This is a genomic window from Microbispora sp. NPDC004025 (assembly GCF_053604425.1).
In genome coordinates, this window is the sequence record NZ_JBSGHN010000030.1 from 1 (window position 1) to 14395 (window position 14395).

At 67.0% G+C, this 14395-nt stretch carries 20 protein-coding genes and 1 pseudogene; 7 read left to right on the top strand and 14 right to left on the bottom strand.

Translation table 11 applies throughout. The features are described from left to right. Positions 1 to 558 precede the first annotated feature (558 nt). Positions 559 to 870: a PIN-like domain-containing protein gene (locus ACWEQG_RS38535; RefSeq protein ID WP_452292528.1), complete on the top strand. Its 312-nt coding sequence runs from the start codon at positions 559 to 561 to the stop codon at positions 868 to 870. Next, positions 858 to 1352 carry a hypothetical protein gene (locus ACWEQG_RS38540; RefSeq protein WP_452292530.1) on the top strand — a complete coding sequence of 165 codons (495 nt, stop codon included), beginning with the start codon at positions 858 to 860 and terminating at the stop codon, positions 1350 to 1352. Before ACWEQG_RS38535 ends, ACWEQG_RS38540 begins: the two co-directional genes overlap by 13 nt. Positions 1353 to 1414: 62 nt before the next feature. Here ACWEQG_RS38540 and ACWEQG_RS38545 read toward each other — a convergent pair whose 3' ends face one another. The 8 genes from ACWEQG_RS38545 to ACWEQG_RS38580 all read right to left on the bottom strand — a co-directional run bounded on the left by ACWEQG_RS38545 (position 1415) and on the right by ACWEQG_RS38580 (position 7338). Further along, positions 1415 to 2782: a tyrosine-type recombinase/integrase gene (locus ACWEQG_RS38545; RefSeq protein WP_452292532.1), complete on the bottom strand. Its 1368-nt coding sequence runs from the start codon at positions 2780 to 2782 to the stop codon at positions 1415 to 1417. Then, positions 2779 to 2970: a helix-turn-helix transcriptional regulator gene (locus ACWEQG_RS38550; RefSeq protein ID WP_452292534.1), complete on the bottom strand. Its 192-nt coding sequence runs from the start codon at positions 2968 to 2970 to the stop codon at positions 2779 to 2781. The genes ACWEQG_RS38545 and ACWEQG_RS38550 overlap by 4 nt, the downstream gene beginning before the upstream one ends. After that, complete coding sequence (locus tag ACWEQG_RS38555; RefSeq protein WP_452292536.1) at positions 2967 to 4358, bottom strand: replication initiator; 1392 nt, start codon at positions 4356 to 4358, stop codon at positions 2967 to 2969. The genes ACWEQG_RS38550 and ACWEQG_RS38555 overlap by 4 nt, the downstream gene beginning before the upstream one ends. Before the next feature lie 97 nt (positions 4359 to 4455). Next, entirely contained in the window at positions 4456 to 4596 is a 141-nt protein-coding gene (locus ACWEQG_RS38560; RefSeq protein ID WP_452292538.1) for a hypothetical protein, read from the bottom strand. A gap of 21 nt (positions 4597 to 4617) precedes the next feature. After that, complete coding sequence (locus tag ACWEQG_RS38565) at positions 4618 to 4971, bottom strand: hypothetical protein (protein ID WP_452292540.1); 354 nt, start codon at positions 4969 to 4971, stop codon at positions 4618 to 4620. 17 nt (positions 4972 to 4988) lie between these two features. After that, positions 4989 to 5648, bottom strand: a complete 660-nt coding sequence (locus ACWEQG_RS38570) for a DUF2637 domain-containing protein (protein ID WP_452292542.1) — start codon at positions 5646 to 5648, stop codon at positions 4989 to 4991. 18 nt (positions 5649 to 5666) lie between these two features. After that, on the bottom strand, positions 5667 to 7004 hold the full coding sequence (locus ACWEQG_RS38575) for an FtsK/SpoIIIE domain-containing protein (RefSeq protein ID WP_452292544.1): 1338 nt from the start codon (positions 7002 to 7004) through the stop codon (positions 5667 to 5669). Beyond that, entirely contained in the window at positions 6997 to 7338 is a 342-nt protein-coding gene (locus tag ACWEQG_RS38580) for an SCO3933 family regulatory protein (protein ID WP_452292546.1), read from the bottom strand. Before ACWEQG_RS38580 ends, ACWEQG_RS38575 begins: the two co-directional genes overlap by 8 nt. A gap of 107 nt (positions 7339 to 7445) precedes the next feature. On the opposite strand from ACWEQG_RS38580, the gene ACWEQG_RS38585 reads away from it, so the two are divergent. Next, positions 7446 to 7802, top strand: coding sequence for a GntR family transcriptional regulator (locus ACWEQG_RS38585; RefSeq protein ID WP_396827126.1), 357 nt, complete (start codon positions 7446 to 7448; stop codon positions 7800 to 7802). A 177-nt stretch (positions 7803 to 7979) separates the two neighbouring features. Here ACWEQG_RS38585 and ACWEQG_RS38590 read toward each other — a convergent pair whose 3' ends face one another. After that, positions 7980 to 8198 (bottom strand): hypothetical protein, encoded by a 219-nt coding sequence (locus tag ACWEQG_RS38590; RefSeq protein ID WP_452292548.1) that lies wholly within the window; start codon positions 8196 to 8198, stop codon positions 7980 to 7982. Positions 8199 to 8348: 150 nt separating this feature from the next. On the opposite strand from ACWEQG_RS38590, the gene ACWEQG_RS38595 reads away from it, so the two are divergent. Both ACWEQG_RS38595 and ACWEQG_RS38600 read left to right on the top strand, forming a co-directional pair. Then, positions 8349 to 9089, top strand: a complete 741-nt coding sequence (locus ACWEQG_RS38595) for an XRE family transcriptional regulator (protein WP_452292550.1) — start codon at positions 8349 to 8351, stop codon at positions 9087 to 9089. A gap of 2 nt (positions 9090 to 9091) precedes the next feature. Further along, positions 9092 to 9568: an NUDIX hydrolase gene (locus ACWEQG_RS38600; RefSeq protein ID WP_452292552.1), complete on the top strand. Its 477-nt coding sequence runs from the start codon at positions 9092 to 9094 to the stop codon at positions 9566 to 9568. Between the two features lie 128 nt (positions 9569 to 9696). Here the strand turns inward: ACWEQG_RS38600 and ACWEQG_RS38605 are convergent, their stop codons facing one another. From ACWEQG_RS38605 to ACWEQG_RS38625, 5 genes and pseudogenes are all read right to left on the bottom strand, one after another. Beyond that, a complete protein-coding gene (locus ACWEQG_RS38605; RefSeq protein ID WP_452292554.1) occupies positions 9697 to 9924 on the bottom strand; it encodes a hypothetical protein in 228 nt (75 codons plus the stop codon). Between the two features lie 150 nt (positions 9925 to 10074). Continuing rightward, on the bottom strand, positions 10075 to 10632 hold the full coding sequence (locus ACWEQG_RS38610; protein ID WP_452292556.1) for an HD domain-containing protein: 558 nt from the start codon (positions 10630 to 10632) through the stop codon (positions 10075 to 10077). Positions 10633 to 10699: 67 nt separating this feature from the next. Beyond that, positions 10700 to 10927, bottom strand: a complete 228-nt coding sequence (locus tag ACWEQG_RS38615) for a GntR family transcriptional regulator (RefSeq protein ID WP_452292580.1) — start codon at positions 10925 to 10927, stop codon at positions 10700 to 10702. 27 nt (positions 10928 to 10954) lie between these two features. After that, positions 10955 to 11179: pseudogene (locus tag ACWEQG_RS38620) on the bottom strand (winged helix-turn-helix domain-containing protein); the annotation flags it as partial. Beyond that, positions 11163 to 11516, bottom strand: coding sequence for a hypothetical protein (locus tag ACWEQG_RS38625; RefSeq protein ID WP_357225111.1), 354 nt, complete (start codon positions 11514 to 11516; stop codon positions 11163 to 11165). The gene ACWEQG_RS38625 and the pseudogene ACWEQG_RS38620, both read right to left, overlap by 17 nt. Before the next feature lie 160 nt (positions 11517 to 11676). Here ACWEQG_RS38625 and ACWEQG_RS38630 point away from each other — a divergent pair, with 160 nt between their 5' ends. Next, positions 11677 to 12402 (top strand): XRE family transcriptional regulator, encoded by a 726-nt coding sequence (locus tag ACWEQG_RS38630; RefSeq protein WP_452292558.1) that lies wholly within the window; start codon positions 11677 to 11679, stop codon positions 12400 to 12402. Between the two features lie 536 nt (positions 12403 to 12938). Then, a complete protein-coding gene (locus ACWEQG_RS38635) occupies positions 12939 to 14177 on the top strand; it encodes an IS256 family transposase (protein WP_452292560.1) in 1239 nt (412 codons plus the stop codon). Positions 14178 to 14395: the final 218 nt, after the last annotated feature.

Here is a 14395-nt window from a genome sequence, read left to right on the forward strand (position 1 = left end):
TCTTGAAAACCGCTAGGCCGGGTGACCGGTCTCGTGGGTTCGAATCCCACGCTCTCCGCTCAACCAGCCAAAACGGCGTCTGACCAGCGAGTTCGCTCGGTTCAGACGCCGTTGATCATTTTCAGCCATGCGCAGCCGTACGCCACCCTGAGCAGCCCTCGGCCGCTGTCTGCGGGATATGTGCGGGATGATCTTCACTCGGGTCTCATGATCGACGATTGGCGCCGCTGGGCCAGTCCGGCACTCGGGGGAACTGTTCGACGACACAGATCGTCACAGAGGTAACACTCGGCTGCGGTCAAATACAAGATCACTTGAGAAGGCAGCAAGCCGCCGCAGGGTCGAACAGACTCGGCTGTCGGACCTTCTTGCGACGACGGACCAGACCGGCCTCATATCGGCGGCGTAGCTCTGCGAGCGTGAGCGGGTACGGAGCGATAGGTTCTGGCGTTCGCCAGCGCGTGAGCTGGCGAAGGTGAGCTTGACGCACAGGACGAATTCATCACGTCGCGATAAATCAGATCCGCCGGAGACAAGGAAAACCTATGCTGGTGTACCGTGAACGGTCAGGAAGATAGCGCAATAGTGAGGCCAGGCTCCCTGCGGGGTGCCTTCCCAGGATACTTCCGCCCCTCCAGCAATCAGCTCGCGGACTTCATGACGCGCGGCATGATCGCTTTCGACACCAACGCCCTTTTCGATGCATACCGGCTTAACGGCGATGCTCGCCAAGAGTTTTTGAGTGCTCTTCAGTTGCTAGGCACTCGGCTTTGGATTCCACACCGGGTGGGCCTCGAATTCATGCGCGGCCGGTTAGGCGTCATTCATGAGTGTGTCGAGCAGGCCAACCGTTCCATTTGGTCGATGTAACCTCCTTCCTGCGGCATGCCGAAACTTATCTGAGTGCACAGATTAGCACCACGACACTGAACCAAGCCAACAGCCTGGCCCGTAAAACAAGTGACATAGCAACAATTCTAGACAGAATCATTTCTAGAGATACGCTAGCAGGGCGGTACCTATACTCCGGCATCGCCGATCGCCTCCACAGGGAACGCGATGCTATCACAAGGGCCCTGACGGCAGAGTTAATTACCCTCCTTAAGGATATTTCAGAGAGAGGATTGCCTCCGGAAGAGGCATTGGGAGGACTAAGGAAAGTGCTACGCCTGCCTAATATGGAGCGAGATGTACTGATCGCAAATGCGGCTGCGCGACTATCTTCCGAGGCAACTTCTGAAATTTATGAGGCAACTCCCGAAGGGAGTGAGCTTGAGTTCGCCCAGGCATTGATCACTCTCGTTAACGACGAGTACTTTCCCGATACAACCGAACAGAGCGATAATCTCTGATGCGCTGAACCAGGTTTTCAAGCCCCCGCTCAAAGATGGGCGGGGGCCATCTGGATCGGTGGCTACGTAAGGGCGTCTTCGATCCTGCTGTTGGCAATCTCGATACCTCCATCGATGCACTTGGCGTAGACCCTGAGCAGCACGTCCACTCCGTGCCCGGCACGTTCGGCGACCTCCGGGGCGGCCACGCCGGCATTGAGCCAGAGTGAGACCGCAGCGTGGCGCAGGTCGTATGGGCGGGACGCCAGCGGCGACGCGACCTGCTCTGGCGTCAGCGCCAGGGTTCGGGCCTTTTGCCACGCCTCGCAATAGGTCCCTATAGAGATCACACCGCCTCGGGATGTTCGGAAGAGGCGCCCGTCATCGTGGACGCCGAACTCGTCGATGTGCTCGCGGAGGATGGTCACCAGTTCCGGTGGGATCGGCACGGGACGACCCTCGTCCTGTGCACGGTGCTTCAGGCCGCGATCGTCGTGCGCCTCTCCGCTGTCCGTCCATCGCTTGTTCGCCTGGGGCTTGGACTTCGAGAGGACCAGGCGGCCCCATCCGGACTTGGGAAGGTGGCAGTCCTGGATACGGAGGCCAAGCGCTTCAGCGGGCCGGAGGCCGGCGAAGTAGAGGCTGGCGAAGAAGGCCCGAAGGTGCCGGCCGCGGTCAAGGCGGCCTGCGTAGGTCACCGCGGCGAGCAACTCCCGTGCCTGGGCCGGATTCACTACGACCCGCCGGTCCACAACCTCGCGTACCTTGGGCGGCTTCCACGCCTTCACCTTGTCGATCGGGTTGGAGGGCAGCTCTTCGAGGTCTACGGCGTACTGCAGGACGTTGTAGAAGACGGAGCGCTTCCGGGCGATCGTCGTGGCCGCAGCCGCCCCGCCATCGAGTCGGGTTGTCAGCGCGTCGAGGCCGAGCCGTACGTTGCGGACCTTGGCCAGGTCGGCTACGGGAAGTGAGTGACGCTCAAGCCACGTCACAGCAGCCGCGATGCCAGCCGGACGAGCAAGTTGCCGAGATGCTGGTGGAAGCACGTATTGGCGAAGTGCTTCCCGGAGGACCAGTTCGTCCGGCTTGCCTGCCGCGCTCTCGTCGACGAGTGCAGGGGTCACCGTGGCGAGAGCGTCGGTGAGACTGTCGCGCGTCTTCGCCGCAGCGTGAGGCCACTTCATGTCGATGTAGGTCAAGACGAGGGTGAGCCAGGTGACGGAGCTCTTCGCCTTCGACATGGACACGGGTAGCCCGGTCTCCGTGTCGAATGCTTCACCTCGCTTGGCCGCCTGCCGGAGGTCGGATAGGAAGCTTTCGGCTAGGGCCTTCGTTCTCAGCGTTTTCGACTTCTGGCGACCGCCGACCTTCCAGCGGACCTCATAGGAGGCAGTCTTGCTGGACTGATTCCGCCGGACTTCCCAGAACCTGACGTCGTACGAGCTACTCACGCCGCCCCCCGGAGGGATTCCAGCCAGGCTGCGAGATCGCTCCGCCAGATGCGGAGTTCGCCGTTCGGGAGCTTCACACACTTAGGCGCGTGGCCGAGCTCTCGCCAGCGGTAGAAGGTCCGGCGGGAAACGCCGCCGAGCTCAGCGAGTACCTCAGGCACGGTCAGGAGCCGGTCGCTGCGCGTCATCGGGGGCCATCCCCGACTAGTGACTGCGATGGCAGCGTCGGCGAACCCGTGAGTGCGGCCACGAGGGCGTCACCCGGGGAGTAGCCCTTTCCGGCGTACTCCCATTCGCTGACGACGAGGACGGTGTCTTCTTCGAGGAGGGGCAGGCGGCCGGTGGTGATGTCCTCGTCGCGGGCGTGGTTCTGCCGGTCGGCGCGGATGTCGCCGAGGGTGGTGGAGTAGTGGCGGGATCGGGTGGAGAAGTGGCCGCGGAAGCCGAGCATGTGCGCCCACTGGGTCAGCCGAAGTTCGGTCAATTCCTCAAGGGTGCCGAGGCGGAGACATTCGGCAATGAGTCGCCGGGCGTGGTCGCGGACGGGTAGGGCGGTCAGGTCCTCACCGGGGACAATGCGCCGGTCGATGGTGCCGACGGATTCTGCGGCCTTCGTCGCGTATTTGGCCACGTACCCGGCTACAGCCTGGTCGGTCAGCTCGCCGTCCATTTTGATCGGGCGGGCGTCGAGTTGGGTGCCCCAACGGAGTACGCGTTCCGGTTGGTCGTCGTAGGTGGGCACCCTGGCTGTGACCACGGAGGCGGCGTGCTGTGCGGCTTGGCCGAGGAGATCGAGCGTGGCCCAGGCCGGGGGCGGGGAGATGGGTCCAACCGGGCCGTCGAGCCGGATGACGGCGTGCAGGTGGACGACGCCGCGCCGCTGGTATTCGGCGACCTTGGCGAAGGAGACGACGAGCTGGTCGCGCATGTCGCGGAGGGTCAGGCCGCCGAGCTTGGCCAGGTGCCGGCGCAGGGCATCGGCGAAGCGCTTCCACAGCAGCGGCGCGACCGCGTTGAACAGCACCGAGCCCGTGTAGTCGTAGCAGTCGGGGCATAGCGGCTCGCCGAGGCAGTCATCCTCTGCGCCGTGTCGAGCGGTGCAGGACAGGACGCGCCCGTGCGGGCAGGTCTCGGCATCGCGGCGAGGGTGGCAGGGCAGGACGCTCCCGTTGTGCTGCCTGCGGGTATGGACCGGGCCGAACGACGGCGCGGTCAGGGTGACGAACAGGCACGGGTGCACGGTCACCGACGTAGGGACGCCTTTGCCGCCGACGAGTCCGGCCCGGATGAGGTGGTAGGTGTCGGCCCGGTAGGTCTCGGCGCAGGCCGGGCAGCGGGAGGCGCGGCGGGTCTTGCACGGGACACGCAGTACGCCGTCGGGTTCGAGGCGGGTGCTGTAGCGGTGCAGCAGGGTCCCGGTGGCCTTGTCCCAGTGTTCGACCTTGCCACGCAGGTGGATCGGCTGCCGGCATCCGTGGGTTCGGCGGATTTGGGAGGCGAAGCGGGAGCAGTCGGGGTCGTTGAGCCGGGCGATGGCGCCGCGGATGGCGTGCGCGTTGGCGGATGTTACGGGCAAGATGGAGACCTCCTTTCGCTCGATGGGTGGAGGGATGGCCCCCGACCTGGCGGTTGTCTTGGCGGATGTACGGCCAGGCCGGGGGCGCTGACGGGGTTCAGCAGAAGCCGAGCCCGTCACAGTGGCGGCAGGTCTCGCCGTAGGAGTCGAGACCGCCTCCGCCGCAGTGGCAGCACTGCCACCGCCGCGGCGTTATGGGCACGGGAGTCGCGGGCGGGGCCTGCTCGGTATTGGGCATAGGTGTGACCTCCTTTCGTGGTCAGGCGGCCTGCGCCGCGTTCTCGTCGGGGACGGGGTCGGGCTGGATGCAGCCTTCGTAGCTGCGATCGGCCTCGTACTGGGCGCGGCGGGCGGCGAGGATGGCCACGGCCTTGTACTCCACCGGTCCGAAGCGGACCGCAGCGCCGTAGTGGCCGAACTCCTGGCTGGTCGGAGCGCCGAGCAGTTCGGCGATGTGGTCGACCTCGGCGCACATCTCGGCATCCGTGGCGCCATGCGGGAAGTGCAGGGCGTAGACGGAGCGTGGGACAGGGATGGCCGGGTTGGCATCCAGGAAGTCGGCCAGGGCGCGGAGCCCGGCGATGAGCGTGGTCCGGTGGTTGTCGTTGGTCATGTGGTGATCTCCTTTCACTAGGCGGGTTCGGATGCCGTGCGCAGGGTGCGCAGCAGGTCGGAGGCGAGCTGGTTGGACACGCCGAGGCGGGCGCGCAGCAGGTCGCGCGTGATCGGCTTGCCGTGCTTGGCCTGGTGCTCATCAGCCACGCGGCGGGCGTAGTCGACCAGCGCCGGGGACGGTCCCGGCTCGCTGTCCTGCCCGTCCTGTACGACGGGGACGAGCGCGGAAGCCGGGGACGGCGAGGACGGGACGGCGTCGACGGTCAGGACGGGCGCGGACCGTTCGGGATGAGGGGCGGCGGCGCGGCGTTCGAGCATGGAGACGGCGATGAGGAACGCCCCGGCGGGGGTGGCGGCGGTGAGCCAGCCCCACACGGTGGGTTCGGCCTGATGGAGGTTGGCAGCCAGGGACAGGACGATTCCGCCGGCCAGGACGAGCGTGGGCCAGGACACCCATCCGTTGAGTTGGCGTCCCGTCTTCTTGTCGCGCTGGCGTTCGCGGGCGGCCATGACGCAGGTGAGGTCGACGCAGACGGCCACGGCCCACGACATCCAGCCGGTCTGTCCGTGGTCGGTGGCGGTGTCGCGGATGTGGGTGAACGATCCGGCACCCGCGATGGCGGCCAGGACGAGGACCGGCCCGGTGTCGAGCAGCCATGAGGCAAGGCGTCGCATCGTTACCCCCTTTCTCGGTCAGGCGGACAGCAGGTCGGGTAGGCCGACCTCATCCCGGTCGGGCCGGACGATGTCGACCCAGTCCGGGGTGAGGTGGGCGTAAGTGCGGGCGGCGCGTTCGGCGACCTGCTCGGCGACGTAGAAGGAGCGGGCGCGGTACCACTGGCCGTCCTGGCTGGCGACGATCGCGACGCCGGGCGTCTCGGCGGGGATGGCCCGCGCGGAGACCAGGGCGGCGGGGTCGAGGTCGCCGAGCGTCATGGTCGCGGTCTCGGGGTCGTTGACCCGGTGGCAGATCCGCCCCGAACACTGGGCGCGCAGGGCGGTGACGCCGGGGCCGAGGTCGGAGCCGATCCGCTGGCCGGAGCAGAACAGGTAGATGCCGAACGCCCGCCCGAGCTGGGCCACCCGCAGCAGCGCGGTGGAGGTGTGGGCGATCTCGTCTTTTTCGGACTTGTCGGCCATCAGGTACAGCTCGGCCAGCTCGTCGACCAGCACCACGACCGGGACCGGCCGCACGCCGGGCGGTAGCTGCCAGATGTTGCGGGCGCCGGCCGTGCGGCACAGCCCCATCCGGTCGACCATGAGCGCCACCAGGTCATCCAGCAGGGTCACGCTCTCGGCCCGCGTGGTCGCCAGTGCCGATAGCCGTGGCGCGTACGGGGTGAACTCGACGCCGCCTTTGAGGTCGATGCCGACTAGCGCGACCGGCTGCGGAGCCAGCCCCACCAAGAGGGCGTTGGCGAGGTTGGACTTGCCCGACTGGGTGGCTCCCGCGTTGATCCAGTGCGGGACGGTGCGGAAGTCAATCGTCCACAGCCCGCCGGTCTCCAGCCGCCCGACGTGGACAGTGAGGAGCTCGCCCGAGGCCGGGAGGTGGTCCAGCCGGACGAGCGGGTCCCGCACGGTGGCGGCCAGGACCACGCGGCCGGGCCGAGGGGACGAGACCCGTACGGCGTGGACGCCCCAGGAGTGCGCGAGCCGTTCGGCGGCCTGGGAGTAGTCGGCGGGGATCTGCCCTTCGAGGGTGTGGACGGTGACGCGCCAGCCGTGCCGGGTCGGCAAGGGAAGGCGCATGAACGGTTTGGTGTCGACCGCGACCCGCTGGAAGCGCCGCCGTACCTTCACGAGCCCTGTGGAGGCGATCGCGCCGGGGACGGTGGTGAACCACCAGCGTTGCCGCTTCTTGGTCAGGCCACAACCGAGGGCGACCTTGCGCCAGGTCACCCAGATGGTGGCGGCCATCAGCGGGAAACCGACTGTCAGCCAGTACGACCGGTAGTGCAGGTGGCGCCAGGCCCACAGGCCGGCCGCAGCGGCCAGGCCCGCGAGCAGCATCACCAGGGCGTCACGCATGGGCGGTCACCCCAGCCGGGACGATCGAGCTGGCCCGGTAGCTGATGCCCCAGCGGGCCTCGCCGCCCCGGGACATCTCCCAGACGTAGCCGACCAGGCCGATAGGGGTGACGTCCTGTCCGGCGGTGACCTGGGGCTCGCCGGAGGTGCCGACCTTGACGAGTTCGATCCGGCCGAACTCGTCCTCCACCGACAGGACGATCTCGTAGACGGTGTTGCCGTTCTTGTCGGTCTTGATCTCGCCGGTGTCCTGGTTGAGGACGCGCGGGCGGGGTGCGCGGACGCAGACGAACTGCAGCTTGGTCACGTCCACCGGGATCGGAATGGTGCGCATGTGTTGGACCTCCTTAGCCTCGTGGCCAACATAGTTAACTAGGTTGGCCTGGTTGTCAATGTTCTCTCGGTTGGCTTGGTCGTGTTGCTGTGCTGAGATAAGGGGCGATGGTCAAGAAGACGGGACGGCCCGGTTACCTCCAGATCGCCGACGATCTGCGCGAGCAGATCCGCGGCGGATCTCTGCCGCCCGGCTCCCCGTTGCCGTCGACCACCCAGCTCGCCGCCCGGTACGACGCCTCGCTCAGCGTCGTGAAGCTCGCGGTCGGGATTCTGCGGACCGAGGGCCTGGTCATCGGCCAGCAGGGCAAGGGCGTGTTCGTCCGGGAAGACGTCCCCGACGTCGAGCCGGGGCCGGCGGGCGACTTGGCGAGCGAGGTCATCGCGCTACGCACCGCCGTACAGGACCTGGCCGAACGCCTGGCGCGGGTCGAAGAGACCTTGTCTCAGCGATCCGAGACGTAGGGCCGCCGTTCCGGACCTTAAAGCCCGTCACGTGACGGGCCAGCCGTGCCGACGCATCCCCGGAGGCGCTGCCATGGAACATGGCCTTGTCCTCTCGCCGGATGCCGACCAGGACCGCCACATAGCCGACGGCCACGACCGCGGCCAGGGCCAGGGCGATGATCAGAGGCAGCGCGCTCACGACCAGCTCACCCCCAGGGCGGCGGCGCTGACCGGGCCGCGTGGGGGACGGCGGGTGATGGCGCGACGCCGGGCGGTCCTGCGCCGGGCCTTCTCGCGCCGCTCCCAGCGCTGACGGGCGAGGCACTTGCTGCAGTGGATCTGCCCGGGCTTCAGGAGCGCGCCGCAGGCGCAGTCGGGGCTCTCCTCCGGTGGGGCAATCGTGGTCTCTGCCATGGTCTGTTCTCCTTCCGTCGCAGGTGGTGGTGCGTTGTGACACCGAGAGTGCGACGGAAGGGCAGGACGAGATCACTACACGACGGGACATGTTCAAGACGTCCCGTCTACGATTGCCACGTCCCTGGACGTCCTGACGCGGCAGGTGAGATGGCCAACGAGCGACTACGCGCGGCCCTTCTGGAACGCGGGGTGAGCATTGCCGAGCTGGCGACCGCAATCCAGGTGGACCCCAAGACCGTCGAACGCTGGATCACCAAAGGCCGCGCGCCGTACCGAAAGCACAGATACGCCGTCGCCACCCACCTGGGGATAGACGAGAGCTACCTTTGGCCCGAGGCCCTGACGCGGGAACAGGTCGCCTCAGCGTCCGAAAGCGAAATCGTCACCGTCTACCCGCACCGCTGGGCCGTCCCCCGGGACGCATGGGGACGTCTGTTCGCCCAGGCCCAGGACGAGATTGGCATCCTCGTCTACAGCGGCCTGTTCCTCGCTGACGACGCCGGCATCGTGCGCATGCTCGCCGAGAAGGCCGCAGCCGGAGTGAGGGTGCGGATTTTGCTCGGCGACCCCGACAGCCCCCAGGTCGCCCAGCGCGGCGCGGACGAAGGGGTCGACGACGGCATGGCCGCCAGGATTCGCAACGCCCTCGTGCTCTACCGGCCCATCCGCGGCCTGGCCGGCGTGGAGATCCGGCTTCACCCCACGGTGCTGTACAACTCCATCTACCGCGGCGACGATCAACTGCTCGTCAACACCCACGTGTACGGCGTGCCCGCCGGCAACGCCCCCGTCCTGCACCTGCGCAAGGTCTTAGGCGGGGACATGGTCACCACCTACACGGAGAGTTTCGAGCGGGTGTGGGAGCAGGCCACGCCGGTAGGGTCGTGATCGTGGCCCGCCGGATTGACTACTACGACGACCCTGACGCACCCAAACCGAACAGCCTGGTCCCGTCCGTCAACGTCGTCGTCACCAACGACGCTGGAGACATCCTCATGATCCGCCGTAGCGACAACGGCAACTGGGCCGTCCCCGGTGGTGCCATCGACCTCGGCGAATCCCTCCTCCAGGCCGCTGTACGCGAGACCCTCGAAGAGACCGGCATCGTTTGTGAGATCACCGGCCTCATCGGCACCTACACCGACCCCCGCCACGTGATTTTCTACACCTCGAACGGCGAGGCCCGGCAAGAGTTCTCTATCGTCCTCACCGCCCGTGCCGTCAGCGGCGAGCCGACCCCGAGCAGTGAGTCGACCGAGGTCCACTGGGTACCACGTGCTGAGGTGGAGACGCTGCCGATGGACCGCTCGATGGCCTTGCGCATCGGCCACTACCTCGCCGGCACCGCCCTTCCACACATCGGATAAGCCATGACCTTGCTCGTGCACTTCACCCCGGCGAAGAACATCCGCTCGATCCGGCGGGCGGGGATCCGCGCCGTCAGCGTGGGGCGGAGCGACGCGACAGGCGTCTATTGCCTGCCGGTGCTGCCCTCCTACCAGATCACCATCAGTGGGGCCGTGAGCTGCGCCGTAGTGGTCAGCGCACTCTCGTTGCCGTCCACTTCCGCATCCCAGATGACGAGCCGGTGTTGGTGGGCCACTACAACGCCCCGCCGGTCGAACTTGGCAGCGCCGCAGCCGCCGCCCTGATCGCCGAGCAACAGGACGCCCGCGGATACGAACTCCTGGTCCCGCGCCCAATCCAGGCCGGAGAGATCCACCGCATCAGGAGCGTGAACCAGGTGAGCGGGTGGCGCTACATGCCCAACGCGCACGGCAGGCCGCCCTGCGGATGCCCGGTCTGCAACCCTCGCGGAGGGTACGGCGCAGCCAAGATCCGTAAGGCGTACATGGCCGAGTGAGCCTGTCTGTCAGCGGGCAGACAGTTCGCGCAGCTTCATCTCAATTGCGTCAACAGCGGCCAGGATGCACGGCGTAGACGTCGTGATGGAGCGGCTCACCAAGTGGTCCGGGCCGTAGCGGGAGTGAATTTCAGCCAGTCGCTCATGTACGTGGAGGTGCCGGCCGTCGGGGCCGGTGGTCATGTCGCAGTAGGTCAGGGCGTCGGCCAGTTCGCGTCGCTCCGGGACGAATTCCTTGGTCAAGGCGTCGTACAGGTCGCGTTCGGTGGCCTCGTTGACCGCGCAGGAGTGATGAGCGACCAGGCGGCACAGTCGCTCGTCGGCGCCCGCCACATCTCGGAGGTAGCGGGCGCCGTCGAGGGGGTGAAACCCGGTGTCGACCAGCTCTGGGGAGTAGCCGATGTCGTGCAGATAGGCGGCAGCAGTCAGCGTGTCGGCCTCGTTGCCGAGGATCGGGGCCAGCGTCGCGGCTTGCGCCGCTACACCCTGGGTGTGTGCCCAGCGCCGGGGCAGCGGCTCGGCTAGGAGTTGTTCGGCCAGATCATGCGCCCACGCAGCTTGCTCCACGAGACAGACGATAGGCGCACCCGCCCCCGTACGACCTAGGGCACCAGCTCAGACGTCCTAGGACGTCCTACTCGTCGGAGCGGACGAACCGGCCCTTGCCCTGCCGGGACACGATCAGCCCTGCGCGCTCCAGCTCCGCGAACGCCTGCCGTACGGTGTTGCGGGATGCGTCGTACAGCCAGCGGAGTTCGGCTTCGCTGGGCAGCAGGTCTCCGGGGCCGAGGTCGCCCCGCTCGATTCGCCGCCGCAGCTCGCGGGCGATGAGCTGGTAGCGGTAGGAGGCATCGACTGGCACGTCAGCGCCTTGCACGAGCCGCCCCTTCGAGGGGACCGTCACGATCAACCCCTCTGCCTCCAAGGTGCGCAACGCGCGACGCACTGTGTTGCGGGCAACCCGGAACTCCGCCGTCAAAGCGGTCTCCGAGGGAAGCGCCCGCCCTGCCGGATAAACACCCGTCGTGATCCGCTCGCGCAGCCGCTCAGCCAGCTTGCCGGAGACGCGCTGCCCGGTCAGCCACGCCTTGCGCCGTTCAGGAGCGGTGCGCATCGAGAATCTTCGTCAGGTCGATACCGAGCTCTCCCTGTTCGCCCTCGCGCCAGCCCTCGCGCGCCGCCTTCTCGATCCGGTCGGCCGCCGGCAGCAGGCGCAGGCACGAAACCCGCTCGTCGTGCTGGTCGCCCCAGTAGAACCACAAGAACGCCAGGTGGACGTAGACCCGGCGGGGCCGTAAGCGGCTGTCGGTCACATCCAGCGCGGGCCGGTTCTTCTCATCCACGATCAGGACCGCCGTGATCCCGCGCTGTGCCAGCTCATCCCGCAGCTCCGTCAAGAGCTGTTCCTGATACTCGCGCTGCCGCTTCTGAACCGGCCGCAGTTGTTCCATGCCTGACACGCTCCTTTCGGCTCGGGTGGGCGCGTTCATCGCGCCCACGCCGAACGAGCTTCCGCCGCGGCGGGGGAACCTCTACACCGCGACTAAGGGACGTCTAGGGACGTCTTGTGTTAACGTCGCAGGCAGAGCCGCCCCCAGGAGGTACACCCCCGTGAGCGACACCCTGCGCCATGCCCTTGCCCGGGCCAGACTCGGAACCGTCGACGTCGCCGCCGCCCTCGAGGTGGACCCCAAGACCGTCGACCGCTGGCTCAAAGGCCGCGTCCCCTACCCCCGCCACCGCTGGGCACTGGCTGACATACTGCAACTCGACGAGAGTGACCTGTGGCCCGACGTCGCCCAACCACGGCGAACCATTTCCCACGAAGTGAAAGCCGTGTATCCCCACCGCTGGGCCGTACCGCAGACCATTTGGCGTCGGCTCTTCCTGGGCGCGAGTCGCGAGATTGACATCCTCACCTACAGCAGCCTGTTCCTCGCTGAGGACACCGGCATGATCCGCCTTCTGGCCGGCCGGGCCCACGCAGGTGTGAAGATCCGTATCCTCCTGGGCGACCCCGACAGCCCCGAGGTAGCCGCCCGAGGAGCCGAAGAAGGCATCGGAGCCGACGTCATAGCTGCCCGAGTACGCAACGCCCTCATGCTGTACCGGCCGCTTCAGGAGGTCGACGGAGTGGAGATCCGACTCCACCGCACGACGCTCTACAACTCCATCTACCGGGCCGACACCGAGCTTCTCGTGAACGTCCACGCCTACGGCACCGCAGCGGCCCAAGCCCCCGTGCTGTACCTGACGGCCACTAAGGACGAGGACAGCACAGCCGTCTACCTTTCCAGCTTCGAACGCGTCTGGGCGAGCGCCGAACCGCTCCGCTGACGACCCGCCCCGAGACCGAAAGCAACTTTTCTTCTCGCTATTTAAGGCGGTCCGCTGCGCGGTCCGCCGGGCGCGCCAGTCGGAAAGCGTGCCCGGCTGCGGCTCTTCGGCCGGTCCGGGCACGCACCGCCCGCGCGCCCAGGATGCCAGCAGGAGGCCGTGACGATCGCTCACTTCGGTTCTCGCTATGCCTGGTTGGGGCGATCGGCTGCCGCGCGGCTTCCGGTGCTCGGGCCTAGCGGCCCTGCGCTCCGGGTCCGCTTGCCACCGAACAGCTAGTCACGCTGCCAGTTACGTTCCGGAAGTCACCGCGGTCCGTGTGTAGCGGCAGCGTGCTGCCCATGATGACACGCCCAAGAGCCCAGTAAGAAAAGGTGACTTCCATGCCAGGCTCCGTGATCCTGGTTTTTGAAAGGGTGACGTCCCCTCGGGTGGTGTAACTCCAAGCTGTTGATGCAAGCCCCGGACATGGGGCGAGCCATCGTGTGACGGTCAGCGAGTTCCCGACCAAAGGTTCTCGCGGAGGACACCACACGATGGCTCTGGACCAGTCTGCCCTGCTCGACCTGCTGGAGTCTTTGAAAGCCGCCGACGCCGACGATGTCATCCGCCAAGCGCTGCAAGCCGTCCTGCAAGCGCTCATCGAAGCGGAGGCCACCGCCGTCATCGGCGCCGCCCCACACCAGCGCACCGAAGCCCGCACCACCCAGCGCAACGGCTACCGCGACCGGCTGCTGACCACCGCCGCCGGCGACCTCGAGCTGAAGATCCCCAAGCTGCGGTCCGGGTCGTTCTTCCCCTCCCTGCTGGAACGCCGCCGCCGCATCGACCAAGCGCTGTTCGCCGTGGTCATGGAGGCCTACCTACAGAGGGTGTCCACCCGCAGCGTCGATGACCTAGTCAAAGCCCTCGGCGCCGACACCGGGATCTCCAAAAGCGAGGTCTCGCGCATCTGCGCCGACCTGGACAGCGACGTGGCCGCCTTCCGCGACCGGCCCCTGGGCCACACCACCTTCCCCTACGTCTTCCTCGACGCCACCTACTGCAAGGCCCGCGTCAATCACCGGGTCGTCTCCCAGGCCGTCGTCATCGCCACCGGCGTCAGCATCGACGGCCGCCGGGAGATCCTCGGATTCGCCGTCGGCGACAGCGAAGACGGCGCATTCTGGACCGCGTTCCTGCGCTCGCTGAAGGCCCGCGGCCTGACCGGGGTGCAACTGGCCATCTCCGACGCCCACGCCGGCCTGGTGGCTGCGTTGCGGGCGGTCTTCCTCGGCGCATCGTGGCAGAGGTGTCGCGTTCATTTCATGCGCAACGTGCTCGCCCGAGTGCCCAAGGGATCAGCGGAAATGGTCGCCGCGGCCATCCGCACCATCTTCGCCCAGCCCACCGCCCAAACGGTCCGCGCCCAGCTGACCACCATCGCCACCATGCTCGGCCGCCAATTCCCGATCGTGGAACAGATGCTCCTCGAGGCCGCCGACGACATCACCGCGTTCGCCGACTTCCCCCAGCAGCACTGGAAGAAGATCTGGTCGACCAACCCGCTCGAACGGCTGAACCGGGAGATCAAACGCCGCTCTGACGTCGTCGGGGTCTTTCCCAACCCCACCGCCCTGGGCCGTCTGGCCGGCGCCGTCCTGGCCGAACACCACGACGAATGGCAGGTCAGCGACCGCCGCTACCTGTCGGAGGGCTCCATGGCCCAACTCGCCGCCCCACCCGCAGACCATCTGGCCGAACCCCTGGCGCACACCGCCCTCGCCGCGTCATAGTCGCACCAACCCACAACTCGCCGACCCCACACGATCAGCAGCGAGTTACACCACTCGGCGGGACATCACCTGGTGAAAGTGCGAATGCCCAGCTCAGGGATTGAAGAGGCCACACGACGATGAAAGGCGCATCGCGGTATTTTTTGGCTGGTTCGAGGAGCGGTCATGTTCACCTAGCCCACCAATGTGCGACGATGACATATCATCCCTCACGGTCG

Excerpts from the sequence above, each read along its gene's own strand:
- ACWEQG_RS38550 (WP_452292534.1), bottom strand. The coding sequence starts at position 2,970 with ATGACGCGCAGCGACCGGCTCCTGACCGTGCCTGAGGTACTCGCTGAG.
- ACWEQG_RS38560 (WP_452292538.1), bottom strand. The coding sequence starts at position 4,596 with ATGCCCAATACCGAGCAGGCCCCGCCCGCGACTCCCGTGCCCATAACG.
- ACWEQG_RS38565 (WP_452292540.1), bottom strand. The coding sequence starts at position 4,971 with ATGACCAACGACAACCACCGGACCACGCTCATCGCCGGGCTCCGCGCC.
- ACWEQG_RS38570 (WP_452292542.1), bottom strand. The coding sequence starts at position 5,648 with ATGCGACGCCTTGCCTCATGGCTGCTCGACACCGGGCCGGTCCTCGTC.
- ACWEQG_RS38575 (WP_452292544.1), bottom strand. The coding sequence starts at position 7,004 with ATGCGTGACGCCCTGGTGATGCTGCTCGCGGGCCTGGCCGCTGCGGCC.
- ACWEQG_RS38580 (WP_452292546.1), bottom strand. The coding sequence starts at position 7,338 with ATGCGCACCATTCCGATCCCGGTGGACGTGACCAAGCTGCAGTTCGTC.
- ACWEQG_RS38585 (WP_396827126.1), top strand. The coding sequence starts at position 7,446 with ATGGTCAAGAAGACGGGACGGCCCGGTTACCTCCAGATCGCCGACGAT.
- ACWEQG_RS38590 (WP_452292548.1), bottom strand. The coding sequence starts at position 8,198 with ATGGCAGAGACCACGATTGCCCCACCGGAGGAGAGCCCCGACTGCGCC.
- ACWEQG_RS38595 (WP_452292550.1), top strand. The coding sequence starts at position 8,349 with ATGGCCAACGAGCGACTACGCGCGGCCCTTCTGGAACGCGGGGTGAGC.
- ACWEQG_RS38625 (WP_357225111.1), bottom strand. The coding sequence starts at position 11,516 with ATGGAACAACTGCGGCCGGTTCAGAAGCGGCAGCGCGAGTATCAGGAA.
- ACWEQG_RS38635 (WP_452292560.1), top strand. The coding sequence starts at position 12,939 with ATGGCTCTGGACCAGTCTGCCCTGCTCGACCTGCTGGAGTCTTTGAAA.